Source organism: Natronincola ferrireducens (genome assembly GCF_900100845.1).
In the GTDB taxonomy this organism is placed as follows: Bacteria; Bacillota; Clostridia; order Peptostreptococcales; family Natronincolaceae; genus Natronincola_B; species Natronincola_B ferrireducens.
Genome location: NZ_FNFP01000001.1, coordinates 787,889 through 804,707 on the forward strand (window position 1 = coordinate 787,889; position 16,819 = coordinate 804,707).

General features: G+C 32.3%; 15 protein-coding genes. 13 read left to right on the plus strand and 2 right to left on the minus strand.

Going from position 1 to position 16,819, the window contains the following annotated elements; translation table 11 throughout:
• Nucleotides 1-14 precede the first annotated feature (14 nt).
• Nucleotides 15-1,553, minus strand: a complete 1,539-nt coding sequence (locus BLS22_RS03580) for a spore germination protein (protein ID WP_090550416.1) — start codon at nt 1,551-1,553, stop codon at nt 15-17.
• Between the two features lie 267 nt (nt 1,554-1,820).
• Between BLS22_RS03580 and BLS22_RS15000 the strand changes: the two genes are divergently transcribed.
• From BLS22_RS15000 to BLS22_RS03630, 11 genes are all read left to right on the plus strand, one after another.
• Nucleotides 1,821-1,973, plus strand: a complete 153-nt coding sequence (locus tag BLS22_RS15000; protein ID WP_176762039.1) for a hypothetical protein — start codon at nt 1,821-1,823, stop codon at nt 1,971-1,973.
• Complete coding sequence (gene nagA / locus BLS22_RS03585; RefSeq protein ID WP_090550419.1) at nt 1,970-3,130, plus strand: N-acetylglucosamine-6-phosphate deacetylase; 1,161 nt, start codon at nt 1,970-1,972, stop codon at nt 3,128-3,130. Before BLS22_RS15000 ends, nagA begins: the two co-directional genes overlap by 4 nt.
• Before the next feature lie 28 nt (nt 3,131-3,158).
• Nucleotides 3,159-5,861 (plus strand): sigma-54-dependent transcriptional regulator, encoded by a 2,703-nt coding sequence (locus BLS22_RS03590; RefSeq protein ID WP_090550421.1) that lies wholly within the window; start codon nt 3,159-3,161, stop codon nt 5,859-5,861.
• A 142-nt stretch (nt 5,862-6,003) separates the two neighbouring features.
• A complete protein-coding gene (locus BLS22_RS03595) occupies nt 6,004-6,315 on the plus strand; it encodes a PTS sugar transporter subunit IIB (protein ID WP_090550424.1) in 312 nt (103 codons plus the stop codon).
• Between the two features lie 30 nt (nt 6,316-6,345).
• Entirely contained in the window at nt 6,346-7,635 is a 1,290-nt protein-coding gene (locus tag BLS22_RS03600; protein ID WP_090550426.1) for a PTS sugar transporter subunit IIC, read from the plus strand.
• Nucleotides 7,636-7,688: 53 nt separating this feature from the next.
• Nucleotides 7,689-9,032, plus strand: a complete 1,344-nt coding sequence (locus BLS22_RS03605) for a 6-phospho-beta-glucosidase (protein WP_090550428.1) — start codon at nt 7,689-7,691, stop codon at nt 9,030-9,032.
• A gap of 13 nt (nt 9,033-9,045) precedes the next feature.
• Nucleotides 9,046-9,378: a PTS sugar transporter subunit IIA gene (locus BLS22_RS03610; RefSeq protein ID WP_090550430.1), complete on the plus strand. Its 333-nt coding sequence runs from the start codon at nt 9,046-9,048 to the stop codon at nt 9,376-9,378.
• Nucleotides 9,371-10,450, plus strand: coding sequence for a DUF871 domain-containing protein (locus BLS22_RS03615; protein WP_090550433.1), 1,080 nt, complete (start codon nt 9,371-9,373; stop codon nt 10,448-10,450). The genes BLS22_RS03610 and BLS22_RS03615 overlap by 8 nt, the downstream gene beginning before the upstream one ends.
• A 29-nt stretch (nt 10,451-10,479) precedes the next feature.
• Nucleotides 10,480-10,743, plus strand: coding sequence for an HPr family phosphocarrier protein (locus tag BLS22_RS03620; protein ID WP_090550435.1), 264 nt, complete (start codon nt 10,480-10,482; stop codon nt 10,741-10,743).
• Nucleotides 10,744-10,755: 12 nt separating this feature from the next.
• Nucleotides 10,756-12,477 carry a phosphoenolpyruvate--protein phosphotransferase gene (gene ptsP, locus BLS22_RS03625; protein ID WP_090550438.1) on the plus strand — a complete coding sequence of 574 codons (1,722 nt, stop codon included), beginning with the start codon at nt 10,756-10,758 and terminating at the stop codon, nt 12,475-12,477.
• Nucleotides 12,478-12,638: 161 nt separating this feature from the next.
• A complete protein-coding gene (locus BLS22_RS03630; RefSeq protein WP_090550440.1) occupies nt 12,639-13,865 on the plus strand; it encodes an NAD(P)/FAD-dependent oxidoreductase in 1,227 nt (408 codons plus the stop codon).
• Between the two features lie 61 nt (nt 13,866-13,926).
• On the opposite strand, the gene BLS22_RS03635 is transcribed toward BLS22_RS03630, so the two are convergent.
• Nucleotides 13,927-14,298: a NusG domain II-containing protein gene (locus BLS22_RS03635; RefSeq protein ID WP_090550442.1), complete on the minus strand. Its 372-nt coding sequence runs from the start codon at nt 14,296-14,298 to the stop codon at nt 13,927-13,929.
• 585 nt (nt 14,299-14,883) lie between these two features.
• Between BLS22_RS03635 and BLS22_RS03640 the strand changes: the two genes are divergently transcribed.
• Nucleotides 14,884-15,423: a DUF4358 domain-containing protein gene (locus BLS22_RS03640; RefSeq protein ID WP_090550445.1), complete on the plus strand. Its 540-nt coding sequence runs from the start codon at nt 14,884-14,886 to the stop codon at nt 15,421-15,423.
• A 1-nt stretch (nt 15,424) separates the two neighbouring features.
• The gene (locus BLS22_RS03645) at nt 15,425-16,798 is read left to right on the plus strand and encodes an MBOAT family O-acyltransferase (protein WP_090550447.1); all 1,374 of its coding nucleotides are present in this window, start codon (nt 15,425-15,427) and stop codon (nt 16,796-16,798) included.
• The last annotated feature ends 21 nt before the right edge of the window (nt 16,799-16,819 follow it).

A 16,819-nucleotide genomic window follows, 5' to 3' on the forward strand; every position in this document is an offset into this window, starting at 1 on the left:
ATGTTATCTCCATCCTATTTTCCTCTTTTATTTTTATTTGATGCTGAAGAAGGGGAATATGCTAGGGTTGCCATAGGTCCACGAAGAGCAGCATCTTTCATATCTTTAGTATTAATTGGGGCAAATGGTGTTAAAAAAGGATGACCAAAAGAATGCAATTTACACATATGAGCAATAATCCAAGCCCAAGTGATTACTATTCCAAAGGCTCCAAAGGTTGCTGCCATCAATATCATAGGTAGTCTTATAAATCGAACAGAATATGAAGTGCTAAAGTGAGGAAATATATAAGAACCAATAGCAGTAATGGCTATAACCACCACCATTATAGGACTTATTATACCAGCTTTAACTGCAGCATCTCCTATTACAAGTGCTCCTACAATACCAATTGTTTGTCCAATTCTAGATGGAAGACGGGCACTAGCTTCCCTTAGAAGCTCTATTGTAATTTCCATCAAGAGAGCCTCTATAACTGGTGGAAAAGGAACTTCTACTCTGCCCTTTGCAATATTCAATACAAAATCTGAGGGAAGTAATTCTTGATGAAATGTAGTAACTGCAACATAGATTGATGGAAAGGTTGAAGCAACAACAAACCCTACAAATCTAATAAAACGTACTATATTTGCAAAAATAAATCTTTCGTAATAATCCTCAGGAGATTGTAAAAATTGCACCAACCCCACTGGAAATATAAGGGCATCGGGGGAACCATCAACTAAAATAACTATTCTACCCTCTAACAAGTTACCACAGGCTTTATCGGGACGCTCTGTTATTTGCATTTGAGGAAAGATTGAGAAGGTATCTTCCTCTAAAAATTGTTCAATATAGCCTGTATCAAATATACCATCAATTTTAATTTTTTCTAATTTGTTTAAGGCGGATTGGAGAATTTCTTGGTTAACAATATCATCCATATATATTATTGCTATACTAGTGTTACTTTTAGATCCCACCTTCAAATCTTGGATTTTTAAACTAGAATCCTTAAGTTTTCTCCTAATCATAGCTGTGTTGGTACGTATATCTTCAACAAAACCTTCCTTAGACCCTCTTATAACACTTTCTACTGGAGATTCTTGTACTGATCTTGATTCCCAACCCCTGGTATTTAACAGAAGAGCTTCTTCGGAGCCATCTATAAGCAACACTGTTTCTCCAGATAAAATACTATGAATAACGTCATCAAATTTCTTTGTAACCTTTACACTGTTAATTAAAATAATATCCTGTAGGAGAGTGATATTTATATCAGAGATGTTGTCTAATCTATGAGAAAAATTAATTGGTTTAATGATACTTTCATTAATTATGGCATTATTAACAAGACCATCAGTAAAAACCAAAAGGATGGAGCCATACTTGTTATTACCAAGACTTTTTTTTAATTCTCTAAAGTTAATATCGCTACAATCCTTAAACCTATCCTTAAGATAATTAGTATTATCATGGAGTTTGTTAGAAATATCCCTGCTGTTTTCAATATTTAGTTTATCTCCTATAGTAAAATTTGATTTGAAATTCTTAAATTTATCAAATAAACCCAATTTATATCACTCCGCCTAATAAACATAATACATATATTATTGGATACTGTTATTAGAAATATTCCCATAAGGTGTTTTAAAAGAGAAAAACCACTAAACATCAATGGATTAGTAGATTTATGGGGGAGGATATAGAATTAAACGGCACGATACAGTATGTAGGATTTAATATTTTTAACAGGATGGTTTATCAGAAAATTGTGATATAATTGCTTTATGATAAGTGTTTAGAATAAAATCTTAAAGGGGTAGGTAGGAGGGATTGATTTGAAAGTATTGGTTGCAAAGGATTACAAACCAATTAGCAAAATAACTATAAGGATGATAAGGGATGGAATAAAGAAAAAATTACTCTTATTGTATCCGAAGGTTACATTTATTTTCAATGAAAAAGCTTATGGAATTCAGGTGATGGTATGAAAACTTTAATAAAGAATGTAAATTTAATTAACCCTTATGAAATACTTTTTGGCTATGGTGTAGTTGTAAATGAAGATAAAATAGTTGAAATAAATATAGAAGATAATATAAAAATACAAGATATAGATTTAGTTATTGATGGGAAAGGAAATTTTTTAGTCCCCGGCTTTGTTGATATTCATAACCATGGCAATACGGGATTTGATATTATGGATAGAACTGAGGATGCCTTAGATAGTATTGGTAGATTTCATTTGCAAAATGGTGTTACATCTTATTTGGGAACAGTAATAACCTCCTCCCATGAAAATATGTGTAATGCCATAAAAAACCTAGCAGATTATAAAAACAAAAGGGGATTGTCTCAACTAATAGGCATACATCTAGAAGGACCATTTTTCTCCTTAGATAAAAAAGGAGCACAGCCTGGGAAATATATTAAAAATCCAAATATGGAGGAAATAAAACAAATTCTCAATATATCTAAAGATAGACTAAAGATGGTTTCTATAGCCCCTGAAACACCTAGAGCACTGGATATTATAGCTTATTTGAAGTCTAAGGATATTACTGTGGCATTAGCCCATAGCAGTGCAAGCTTTGAAGAATCAGAGGTAGGTATAAACTATGGTGCTACTGTAGCTACCCATCTGTATAATGGCATGAGAGAATTTAACCATAGGGAACCTGGTATAATAGGAGCAGTATTGTTGGATGAAAGAGTATATTGTGAAATTATATATGATAGAATTCATTTACATGATGCTGCAGTAAAAATTGCCCTCAAGCTGAAGGGGACAGATAAGATAGTATTAGTATCGGATGCTATGATGGCAGCAGGGCTTTGTGATGGTACTTATGAGTTGGGGGGACAAAAGGTAATAGTCAAGGAGGGTAGAGCTACATTGGAAACTGGAAATTTAGCAGGCTCTACTTTAAATCTAAGAGATGCAGTATATAACATGGTATATTATTTAAATATTCCTATGAAGGATGCAATAAGAATGGCAAGTTTGTCTCCTGCCAAGGCCATAGGAATAGATAAATATAAAGGAAGCATCGAAATTGGAAAACATGGGGATATGATATTAATAGATAAAGATATAAATATACTTGGTACTATGGTTATGGGAAAATGGATACCACATAGTAACTGATAATGGAAGTTAAAGGTGAGGTGATAGGTTGAAGGTTATTGGGAAGGTATATAATACACTTTTAGACTTAGAAGGCAAAAACAAAGCTGGTGTATCTGCTATGGATATATCAAAGGAATTGAACTTAAACAGATCTACAATTAGTAGATATTTAAATGTTTTATATAATGATAAAAAGATAAAAAAGTTAGGTGGGAGACCTGTTTTATATCAATCAATATCAAATAATACTATTATTTCCTCCGAAGATAAATTAAACAATGGATTAAATAGTTTAGACAAGCTTACTGGAGCTAAGCAGGGTTTGAGTATTCCGATAGAAAGAGCTAAAGCTGCTATTATATATCCACCAAAGGGTCTTCATACTTTACTACTAGGAGAAACAGGAGTTGGAAAATCCTTGTTTGCTGAGCAAATGTATGAATATGCTAAAGAGGTCAATGTACTAGACAAGGATGCACCTTTTATAAGGTTTAACTGTGCAGATTATTTTAACAATCCCAATCTTTTAACGGCACAAATTTTTGGCGTGAAAAAGGGTGCCTTCACAGGGGCAGAAGCCGATAGAGATGGACTATTAAAAAAAGCCGATAGAGGAGTGCTTTTTTTAGATGAAATCCATAGATTAACTCCAGAGGGGCAAGAAATGCTATTTACATACATAGATAAAGGTTTTTTTAGGCCCCTTGGAGAGAGTGAGAAGTTAGTGTATGCAAACGTTAGAATAATAGCTGCAACTACAGAGAACCCAGAATCCCATTTGTTACAAACTTTTTCTAGAAGAATCCCTATGGTAATTGAACTACCAAGTCTAAAAGAAAGGTCTACAGTAGAAAGATACGCTTTAATAGAATCTTTTATTAGAGAAGAATCCAGTAGACTGGGACAAAGTATTTATATCAATAAAAATTCAATTATTTCTTATCTATTATATAATTGCCCAAATAATATTGGTCAACTAAAAAGTGATATACAGCTTTCCTGTGCCAAAGCTTTTTTAAATTATAAAGGAAATTCAAATAATTATCTTATGATTAATCAAGGTGATTTACCAAATCATGTAAGAAAAGGATTGCTTTATTTAAATGAATATAGGAAAGAAGTAAATGAAGTGTTAAATGGAGCTAGTGATATATTAAAGTATAGTGGAATAGAAGAAGCACCTTTAAAATTAACCCACGAAGAGGAAAATATAGGGGAAGATTTCTATAGTATAATTGAAGATAAAATTGATTCCTTCAAGAAGTCCGGGATAGATGAAAAGGATATAAATCAGATTCTAAGCGTAGATATAGAGTCTTATTTTCAAAAATATATTGGACAAATAAGTAGACATTATAGAAAAGATGAAATTCACAATAGAATTAATAAGGAAATAGTAGATGCAGTGGAAGAAATTTTATTATTAGCTAAAAAAATTCTAAACAGAGAATATGATGAGAGATTATACTTTGGATTGTCTCTCCATCTTGAAAGAAGTATTGAAAGAATTAGTAATGGGGAAAAAATATATAATCCTAAGTTGAATTTTATTCGAATAAACTATGAAGATGAATTTATATTTGCTATGAAGATAGCAAAATTAATAGACAATAAATTTAATATTGAAACACCAGTAGATGAAATAGGATATCTCGCTATGTTTTTTGCATCCGACTATTTTAAAGATAAAAAAGAAATAGAATCAAATGTAAAAATTGTTGTTGTAATGCATGGAGGAAGTACTGCAAGTTCAATGGTGGAGGTAGTAAATAATTTAATAGGCTCTGACTTTGTTGTAGGACTAGATATGCCATTATCTATAGACCCTCAGGGAATGTATGAAATAACCAAGGACAAGATTTTAGATATTCATAGAGACAAAGGTGTTATTTTAATGGTGGATATGGGCTCTTTGACAAACTTTGGTCATATGATTACGGAAGAAACTGGGATCGAAGTTAAAACCATTGACATGGTAAGCACTTTAATGGTTTTAGATATTGCAAGAAAAGCTCTAGTAGGATATTCCCTAGAGGATATTTTAAAATCCACTGAATATAAGACAATAATAGATATGCCACAAAGTAGAAGTAGAAAAAAAGAAAACGCCATTATTACTGCCTGTTTTACAGGTGATGGAGTAGCCAAGAAGATATCAGACATTGTAAGTAATACTATATCTGATAAGAATATCAAAATAATTACTATGAATATTATTGATGATATAGTGCTGGAGGATAGAATAATAGAGCTGGAGAAAAGCTATAATATATTGGCTATTATTAGTGCTGTTAATATAAATATAAAATCAATACCATTTATTCCAGCTATTGATATTTTCTACAACGAGACTGCAGAAAAATTAGACGAAATAATTGAAGAAGCTGAAATGTATGATAGAATATGGGATTCCCTTAAAGAACATTTAGTACATTTAAAAAGCGACTTAGTAATTAAAGATATTAGAAATCTCATAAATAGATTAGAAAAAAGCTTAAATGTTAAAGTAACAAATGATATAAAAATGGGGATGACACTTCATATTTGCTTTATGATGGATAGTATTTTGGCTGGAGAAAAACCTAAAGTATTTCATGGATTAAATGCCTTTAAGAAATTACATTTAAAGCATATTCTAATAGTAAAGGAAGAATTAAAAACTATTAAACATATTTATAAGGTTAATATTGAAGATAATGAAATAGCCTATATTGTTAAAATGTTTATTGAAAACAAAAGCAGTGTGTAATAGTGTGCAGTTTATTACACACTATTTTTTTTTTATAAACCTAGAATTAATCAGCATTAATAGATAACTGTGTTGGCACGTATATTGCATTATATATTGGTACACTGATTATTATATATTATAAGGAAAAGGAGGGATTAATTTGTACAATATTTTATTAGTATGTTCAGCAGGAATGTCTACTAGTTTATTGGTGACAAAAATGGAAAAAGCAGCAAAGGAACAGGGGATAGAAGCAAATATAAAAGCTATTGCAGAAGCTGATTTAAAAAATAATTTAGAGAACCTAGATGTATTACTATTAGGACCCCAGGTTAGGTATATGCTTTCTAAGGTGAAGACTTTAATGGAGCCTAAGGGGATTCCTGTAGACGTAATAAACAGTGTAGATTATGGGACTATGAATGGAGCAAAGGTATTAAGTCATGCTATTTCAATGATAGAAGGGAAGTAATTATCTTATTATTTTTTAAGGGGGATAATCATGAAGAATTTTATGAGATGGATGGAAGAAAAATTTGTTCCAGTTGCAGGTAGAATGGGATCCCAAAGACACCTCTCTGCTGTTAGAGATGGTTTTATCGGTATTATGCCTATCGTTTTAGCAGGATCTTTTGCAGTTTTATTGAACAACACTTTAGGAAGTTGGATTCCAGTATTAGGCCAAATATTAGGACCTATTAACGGTAATGTTTGGTGGGGAACTCTAGCAATGCTTGGTTTACTTGTAACCTTTTCTGTGGGCTATAATCTTTCAAAATCATATGGTGTGGATGGATTATCAGCAGGTCTAGTTTCTGTAGCATCATTTATTGTTACATTACCACAAGCCCATGGAGATGCAGGCTGGGGATATATTCATTGGGGCTACTTAGATGCTAGAGGTATATTTACAGGCCTTGTGGTGGCTTTAATTGCTACAGAAATATTTGTTAAGCTAACTAAAAAAGGTTTAGTAATTAAGATGCCTGACACCGTACCACCGGCTGTAGGCAAAGCCTTTGCTTCTGTATTTCCAGGATTCATTGCAATATTTATATTTGGGGCATTAACCCTTGTTATTGATAAAGCAGGATTTGGTAGTTTATATGAACTAATATTTAATTTAGTACAACAACCCCTTATGGGTATTACACAGGGTATGGTGGCAGTTGTATTAATGCCTATTCTAATGAACTTACTATGGTTCTTTGGGATACATGGTGCAAATATATTTGAACCAATAATGCAGTCTGTATATTTACCAGCACTTGGTGAGAATTATGATGCAATTATGGCAGGTGGTGAGGCACCACACTTAATAACAAAGGCTTTCTTTGATTCATTTGTTCATATAGGTGGATCTGGAGCAACTTTAGCTTTAATCATTGCAATTTTTATGGTTGCAAAGAAAAGAAAAGAATATAGAGAAGTGGCTAAACTTTCATCTCCACTTGGGTTATTCCAGATTAATGAGTCTGTAATATATGGACTTCCTGTAGTGTTAAATCCTATATTATTTATTCCATTTTTATTAGTACCAGGAGTATTATCCTTAATTGCTTTTATAGCTACAGCTTCGGGAATAGTACCACCAACTTACGTACAAATACCTTGGATTACCCCAGTAGGTATTGGAGCGTTTTTAGCAACTGGTGCTAAGGGGTTAGGTAGTATTATGGCAGCATTGCTAGCTATAGTAAATTTAATTGTAGCTGTACTGATTTATCTGCCATTTGTAAGATTAGCTGAAAAACAAGCAATAGAGAGGGAAAAAGAAGAAGTAAAGGGCTAGGAGAATAAGGGACCACAATGGTCCCTTCTAGTTAATCCAAAGGAGTTGGCTATATGAATAAATTCCTCAAGATAGCCACAATAGGTGGTGGCTCCTCATATACACCTGAGTTTTTAGAGGGTTTAATAAATAGATATAATGAATTGCCTGTAGACGAATTATGGCTTGTAGATATAGAAGAAGGCTTAGAGAAGCTTGAAATTATCGGAGACCTGGCAAGAAGAATGGTAAATAAAGCTAACATACCAATGAAAATATTTACAACAGCAGATAGAAAAAAGGCAATTAAAGATGCAGACTTTGTAACAATACAGATTAGAGTAGGACAACTAAAAGCAAGAGCTAAGGATGAAAGAATTCCTTTGGCACATGGGTTTATAGGTCAAGAAACCAATGGAGCAGGCGGTTTGTTTAAGGGACTAAGAACTATACCTGTAATATTAGAAATAGCTAATGAAATGAGCGAATTATGTCCTAATGGATGGTTAATTAACTTTACAAATCCTGTTGGAATGGTTATGGAAGCTTTAATTAGATATTCAAAGCATAGAAAATTTGTTGGTCTTTGCAATGTACCTGTAGGTATAGAAAGGGGTATAGCTAAGATTTTAGATATAGATCACCATAGAATAAGAATTGATTTTGCTGGTTTAAACCACATGGTATATGGATTTAATATATTTGTAGATGATGAAAATAGGACATCAGAAGTTTTTGAAAAATATATTAATGACTCTGCTTTAGTTAATATGAAAAATATAGATCCAATGGAATGGGACGAAGGCTTTTTAAGGGCATTAAATTTAATTCCATGTCCCTACCATAAATATTATTATAAGCAGTCCCATATGTTAGAAAGTCAATTAGATCAATATAAAAATGGAATTACAAGGGCAGAGGAAGTTATTAAAACAGAAACAGAGTTATTTAATATTTATAAAAATGTGGAATTAAACACAAAACCTAATGAGTTAGAAAAAAGGGGTGGAGCCTATTACTCTGATGCAGCCTGTAATTTAATATCATCAATCTATAATAATAAAGGTGACTTACAGGTTGTAACTACTATAAATGGAAACACAATTAAAGACTTTCCACCAGATTATGCTATAGAAATTAGCAGTTATATTACGAAGGAAGGCCCAATACCATATAAGTTTATAAATGAGTTTCCCCTAAGTATAAAAGGATTAATTAGTCAAATAAAGGCATTTGAAATAAATGGAGCTGAGGCTGCTGTAGAAGGAAGCTACGAAAAAGCATTACTTGCAATAACATTAAATCCGCTAATAGCAAATGATGTATTAGGGCATAAATTGCTAGATGAAATGCTTGAAGCCAACAAACAATACCTACCGAGATTTTTTAATGAAGAATTCCATAGGGCAAATAGATAAAGGAGAGATTAGAATGGATTTAGAACTTACAATAATAAATATAATTAATTATAGTGGAGAGGCTAGAAGTCTTTGTATGGAAGCTATTGGATATGCTAAGGACGGAGAGTCTGAAAAAGCTAAAAAGTCTATAGAAGAGGCTAACAATAAATTATCAGAAGCCCATAAAAACCAAACTTTATTAATACAAGAAGAGGCTAGAGGAGAAACAAAATCTATATCTCTCCTATTAATCCATGCTCAAGACCATTTAATGAATGCCATTACTGTAAGGGATATGGCAACTGAATTTGTAGAGTTATATCAAGTAATACATTCTCTAAAGGAAGAAAAACACCATGGTTAAACTAGGCGTATCTGTTTACCCAGACAAAAGCAGTTTAGAGGATAATAAAAAGTATTTAAGCTTGGCAGCAAAATATGGATTTAGCAGGGTATTTCTAAATTTTTTAACTGTTGAAAATGAAGAGATACTAGAAAGGTTTAAGGATATAGTTAATTATGCTAGAGAATTAAACATGGAGATAATAGCAGATGTTGCTCCAAAGGTTTTTAAGGATTTAAATATAGATTATAAAGATTTAAAAATATTTAGTGATATAGGACTTACAGGGATTAGACTTGATATGGGATTTAGCGGTAATGAGGAAAGTATCATGTCATTTAATTCCTATGGATTGAAGATAGAATTAAATATTAGTAGTGGAACCAAGTATTTAGACAATGTTATAAGCTACTTACCTAACAAAGAAAATATAATTGGGTGTCACAATTTTTATCCCCATAGATATACAGGAATATCTAGAGAGCATTTTATGAAAACAACTGAAACATTTAAGAAATATGGCCTTAGAACTGCGGCTTTTGTTTCATCTAATGAAGCAACTTTTGGTCCCTGGGATATAAATGAAGGCCTGCCTACTATGGAAGAGCATAGGGAATTACCTATTGAAGTTCAAGCTAAAGATTTAATAAATACTGAATTAATCGATGATATTATTATTTCTAACTGCTTTGCTTCTGAAGAAGAGCTAAGGACTTTAGGATCAATTAATAGAAACATTTTAGAGTTAAATATAGAGATAGATGAAAACCTTCCAGAAGTGGAAAGAAATATTTTGTTAAAGGAGCTTCATTTTAATAGAGGAGATATTTCTGAATATATGATTAGATCTACTCAATCTAGAGTGAAGTATAAAGGCCATGAATTCAAACTACTCAATCCAAAGGATATGGAAAAGGGTGATATTGTAATTGAATCCAGCTTATATGCCCATTATGCTGGAGAAGTACATTTGGTTTTAAAACCTATGAAAAATAGCAATAGATCTTCAGTTGTTGGAAAGATTGCTGATGAAGAAATGTTTTTACTTGATTATATAAAGCCATGGCAAAAATTTAGGTTTAAGTTGAAATAGTGAAAAAAATATAATTAGGGGATGATACTATGGTTGAAAAAGAAATAGTATTGCTAAATGATACAGGATTACATGCTAGACCAGCATCTATGATTGTAAAAGAGGCAGGAAAATATACTAGTGATATAAAAATTATTAAAAATGAAAAGGAATACAACCCTAGAAGTATAATGAGCATATTGAGTATGGGGGCTGTAAAGGGAGACAGCCTTGTAATAAAAGCTATAGGTGAAGATGAAGAAAAAGCAGTGAAGGAGCTAGGGGATCTTATTGAAAACAACATAATGGATTAGGAGGAGATCTTTTTGAAAGGCTTAGGAACTTCGGCAGGTATTGGTATAGGCAAGGTTCTAATATATAAAGACCCTGAGATAAAGATTTCTAAAGAAAGTGTTTTAAACAGTGAACTAGAAGTAGAAAGATTAAATCAATCTATTAATAAAGCAATAATAGACATAGATAATATATATGATATAACTTTAGAAAAGCTAGGAGAAAAAGAAGCAGAAATATTTGCTGCCCATAAAATGATATTAGAGGATCCAGAATACATCAACTCTATAAAGGAAAAAATATTAGTTGACAATATAAATAGTGAATGGGCAGTTAGTGAAATAACTAATTCATATATTTCTATTTTTAATGAAATGGAAGATGAATATCTAAAAGCAAGGGCTGTAGATATAAAGGATGTATCTAATAGACTATTAAGGATATTATTAAATATAGAAACTAAGGATTTGTCTTTAATAGATAAAGAAGTAATTATTGTAGCTGAAGACTTGACCCCATCCGATACAGCACAAATAAATAAAGACATGGTAGCTGGAATTGTAACAGAAATAGGAGGACGTACGTCCCATACATCTATAATGGCTAGAACTATGAATATTCCTGCCGTATGTGGTGTAAAAAATATTACAGATATAGCAAAAGAAGATGACTTAATGATTGTCAATGGTTCAACAGGAGACATTATTATAAATCCTACTAAAGATGAAGTTATACTATATACAAAAGAGAAGGAAGATTTAGAAAAACTACAACAAAAACTAGACAAGATGAAGGGACAAGAATCCATATCCAAGGATGGATACAAAGTAGAGTTAGCGGGAAACATAGGTGCTCTGCAGGATATAGACAAGGTAATAGAAAATGATGGTGAGGGAGTAGGTCTTTATAGAACAGAGTTTCTATATATGTATAGTGACAAACTGCCTACGGAAGATGAACAATTTGAAGCCTATAAAATAGTTGCAGAAAAACTAAATGGAAAACCCTTAGTAATTAGAACATTAGATATAGGGGGAGATAAGGAAATTCCATATTTAAATATTCCGAGGGAAATGAATCCTTTTTTAGGATATAGAGCAGTAAGATTTTGCTTAGATAATAAGGAGATATTCACAACTCAACTAAGAGCTATTTTAAGGGCCAGTGCATATGGAAACATAAAAATAATGTTTCCTATGATTTCAAGTATAGAAGAGCTAAGACAGTGCAAATTTATACTTGAAGAAGTTAAAAAGGACTTAAGAAAAGAAAATATCAGGTTTAGTGAAAATATAGAAATAGGAATCATGGTGGAGATTCCTGCAGTAGCAGTACACTCAAGACAGTTTGCTAAGGAAGTTGATTTTTTCAGTATAGGAACAAATGATTTAATCCAATATTCTTTGGCAGTTGATAGAGGAAATCAAGAAATATCTAATCTGTATAATCAATTTCATCCAGCAGTACTATCTTTAATAAGAATGACTATAGAAAATGGTCATAAGGAAGGTATCTGGGTAGGGATGTGTGGAGAAGTTGCAGGGGATGAAAAGCTTATACCAATACTTTTAGCCATGGGATTAGATGAATTTAGTATGAGTGCATCATCTATTTTAAAAGCTAGATATTTAATTAGAAATACTTCTAAAAAAGATGTAGAAGGTATGTTAGATCATATATTAAACTTGCCTACTGCTAAGGATGTAGAAAGATATATTGATAAAAATATAATGATCCATAATTTAGATAAATGAAATTTAAATATGAAACCTCTATGACCCCTACATGTCAAAGGGGTCATAGAGGGCTTTAAGGATAGCAATAGATTAGCCTCTAATATCGAGAATACAATTCTATAATCGGTTTATAATATAATGAAACTATACTTTTAAATCAATAGGAGGCTAATATAAAAATGAATTTGCAGTCAGGGAAGCTTTATTGGAATAAAACCATAAATAACCCTCCTTTCTATCCACCACTTGAAGGTGATATTGAATGTGATGTTTTAATAATAGGCGGAGGTACCTCAGGGGCACAATCTGCCTATTATTTATGGGATAAAGGGTTGGATGTAGTTTTAGTAGATAAAGAAAAAATAGGTCATGGAAGTACATCCTCAAATACTGCTCTTATACAGTATTCAGGTGATAAAATGTTTTATGAGTTGATTAATAGTTTTGGCGAAGAAACAGCCGCTACCCATTTAAAGTTATGTTTAACGGCTATAAATGAGATAGAAGAAGCCTGTAGACTTTTAGAGAAAAGTCCTGATTTTGTCCGGCGAGATAGTCTTTATTATGCAAGTTATCAAGAGGATACAAGCAAACTACAGAAGGAATATAGGTATTTAAAGAAACATGGGTTTGAAGTTCAGTTGTTATCATCAAATGAAATTGGACACCTTTATCCCTTTGAAAAACCAGGGGCTATTTATACTAAAAATGATGCTGAAGTAAATCCTTATAAGTTTACTGTGGAACTTATACATAAGGCCTATAAAAAAGGTGTGCGGATATTTGAGGACACCTATATACACGGAAAGAAGGTTGAAAAAGATTATACTTTATTTCATACTAAAAACGGAAGTACCATCAAAACCCGTTATGTAATTGTTGCTGCAGGCTACGAATGTCAAGAATTTAAGCAGGACAAAAACGTAGTATTTGAAAGCTCCTATGCTATAGTAACCAATCAAGTGGAGGATTTATCTGATTGGTACAAACAAACCTTAATTTGGGAAACAGCACGACCATATATTTATATGCGGACTACAGCGGATAATCGTATTATTATTGGTGGATTAGATGAAACGACCATAATTCCTGAAAAACGTGATGGTATGTTATTTCATAAAAAGGATTTGTTAATCCAAGAATTTAACAAACTTTTTCCTAACATTGAAGTTTTCCCTGAGTTTTATTTGTCGGCTATTTATGGTGGCACTCATGATGGTTTGCCCATGATAGGCAGTTATGGAGAATTCCCTAACTGGTATTTCCTCATGGCCTATGGTGATAATGGTATGGTTTATAGTATGGTGTTGGCTAAAATAATTACTGACCTCATTACTAGGGGATCTAATTCCCATTTAGATATATATCTACAAACCCGTCCCTGTCTAAATAGTAAAAAAGAATAACATATCGATTAAAAAAACACTCCAAAAGGGAGTGTTTTTTATTGATAGAGAAGTAGAATAATTATTCCTCATCTCCCTTTACTAACTCGATGGTAACTTGATTTGGTAGGCACATAATCCATGGACCCAAAGGACGTGTGTGTATATTTTCCAATGTCACTTCCCCCTGATGGAGACAATCTTCATTTTCACAATTTGATGCATGCATTACAGCTCCGTTGCTGGTTACTTTAACCTCATTGTACTTTCCATTACGGTCAATGGTCACAATTTGAGGATTACTTAAGCTGATCCTCTGATATTCTTCGGTTCCAACATATATGATGACATATGATTCATCTTCAATATTATTACTCATGATACGAGTAAAGGTGAATACCGCAAATGAAATCAGCAGGATAAGGAAAATAAGTTGTAAATCTCGTCTGTTCATTTAATCACACCTGCTTATAATATTTTTAAAAAATGATTGAATAAATTGGTATGCTATACAATAAAAACTAATTTATTGTTATGCAACACAACAAGTTCCAGTATATTGTACCATCTTAATTTTTAACTAGCAATAAATAAAACAATAAGTTTTTAAGTTAACTATATTGGCGGTGCAAATACCTATTAATCTTTAAAAGTAGTTTAAGGTTGTTTGAGCAATATATTTTTGTTGACTTTACGTAATCATAAATTTATTTTTCCACTGTTTTAACAAAATAAATTCACTATGAAGGAAATAAAAATAAATTAAATATGTTGGATATTGGATATTTACCCATAAATTTCATTATAAATTTCTTGGAACATAACTACATAACCTTCGTCTAATTAAATGAAAACACAAAATTGCTAAGGAGGTATTTGATTAGATGAAGTTTTTAAACAACAACGTAATTTGCATCTTATTCACAAAAACATAATCTTAATTTCAACATTTTAACTAGAATAGGATTCTTAGCCAACTGAGAATTGTTTAAAAACCTCAGTCATCTAAGGAATATACAAAATAGGAGGAATTATAAAAATGAAAAAAATAAAATTAATGATTAGCTTGACAATAGTTTTAGCAATGACATTTATGTTTGTAGGGTGTTCATCAGAAAGCGCAGTGAACTTAGGAGATGATTTTTTAGAGAAGGCCCATGAAGCTGTTAAGGAAGCCTATGGGGAAGATTACATTCCATCAATGGCTATTCAAGAAGATTTTTTAGCAGATATTTATGGTGTTCCAATGGATTCAGTAAAAGAATACATTGCAGAAGGACCCATGATGAGTACACATGTAGACACATTTATTGGATTAAAAGTAGAAGCAGATTCTGTTAATAAAGTAGCAGATGCTTTAAGAGCATATCATACTGATTTAGTTGAAAACAGCATGCAATATCCTATGAATCTAGCAAAGGTTCAATCTGCAGAAATTTTAGTGATTGAAGACCATGTATTCTTTTTAATGCTTGGTGGATTTAATGATAATGTTGAACAAACAGAAGAAGAGGCACTAGAATTTGCTAAAGAGCAGGTACAAATTGCAGTGGAAGCTATAGAAGGCTTAGTGAAATAAAATGGTATTTAGCAGCTTATTGTTTTTATTTCGATTTTTACCTATTGCCTTAGGTATCTATTATGTAACACCCCATTTTTTTAAAAATGGGGTATTGCTTATTATTAGTCTTCTTTTTTATGCCTGGGGTGAGCCAAGGTATGTTTTAATTATGCTTATTTCCATTGTAGTTGACTATATAGCCTCCAATGGCATTGAAGGGACTCAACAGCTTTGGGCAAAGCGACTGTTTTTAACTTTTTCTGTATTAATGAATATGGGCTTTCTTATGACCTTTAAATATATGGACTTTTTTATTGGGAATTTAAACAGAGTACCACATATAGAACTAATGCCTCTGGGATTAACACTTCCCTTGGGGATTAGTTTCTACACTTTTCAAACCATGTCCTATACGTTAGATGTGTACAAAGGAAAAATAAAAGCTGAAAAAAATATTATTGATTTTGGGGCATATGTATGTCTGTTTCCCCAGCTTATTGCAGGGCCAATTGTAAAATATGTAGACATACAAAAAGAACTGAAGGATCGAAAGATAAAGCTACACCAAGTTAGTGAAGGTATTCGCTACTTTGTGATGGGTCTTGCTAGCAAAGTAGTTATTGCCAATGCCATGGGTATGCTGTGGGAGGACGTACAGGCAATAGGAGTAATGAATGTGTCTATGGCTATGGCTTGGTTGGGGGTTATTGGGTATGGATTCCAGATTTATTTTGATTTCAGTGGTTATTCCCTTATGGCCATCGGTCTTGGTAAAATGCTTGGTTTTGAATTCCCTAAAAACTTTGATTTCCCTTATATGTCTACAAGTGTTACAGAGTTTTGGAGAAGATGGCATATAACCCTTGGGGATTGGTTCAGAGAATATGTGTATATTCCCCTTGGGGGCAATCGCAAAGGCTTAAAAAGGCAACGGTTCAATTTATTCATCGTTTGGTTTTTAACTGGATTCTGGCATGGTGCCAGTTGGAATTTTATTTTATGGGGACTTTATTTTGCCTTATTTTTAATAATAGAAAAACAATTTTTGTTAAAATGGCTTCATCATCATAAAATTATATCTCATATATATGCCATGACGGTGGTAATCTTTGGCTGGGTGATTTTTGCTACACCAAATCTTACTGAGATGTGTCTCTACGTATATAAAATGTTTTCTTTTCATGGGGGACAAGATTATTTGTATGCCCTTAACACCTATGGAATGACATTTATATTAGCTATTCTATTTTCAACCCCTTGGGTTAAAAAGGTGTATGAAGGATATGCCCATCGATTGGTACCAGTTGGAACAGCCTTGATGATACTGTTTTTGATTTCAGTGAGTTATTTGGTGGATTCCAGCTTTAATCCATTCCTATATTTTAGGTTTTAGATATTATTCAATTAGTAAACA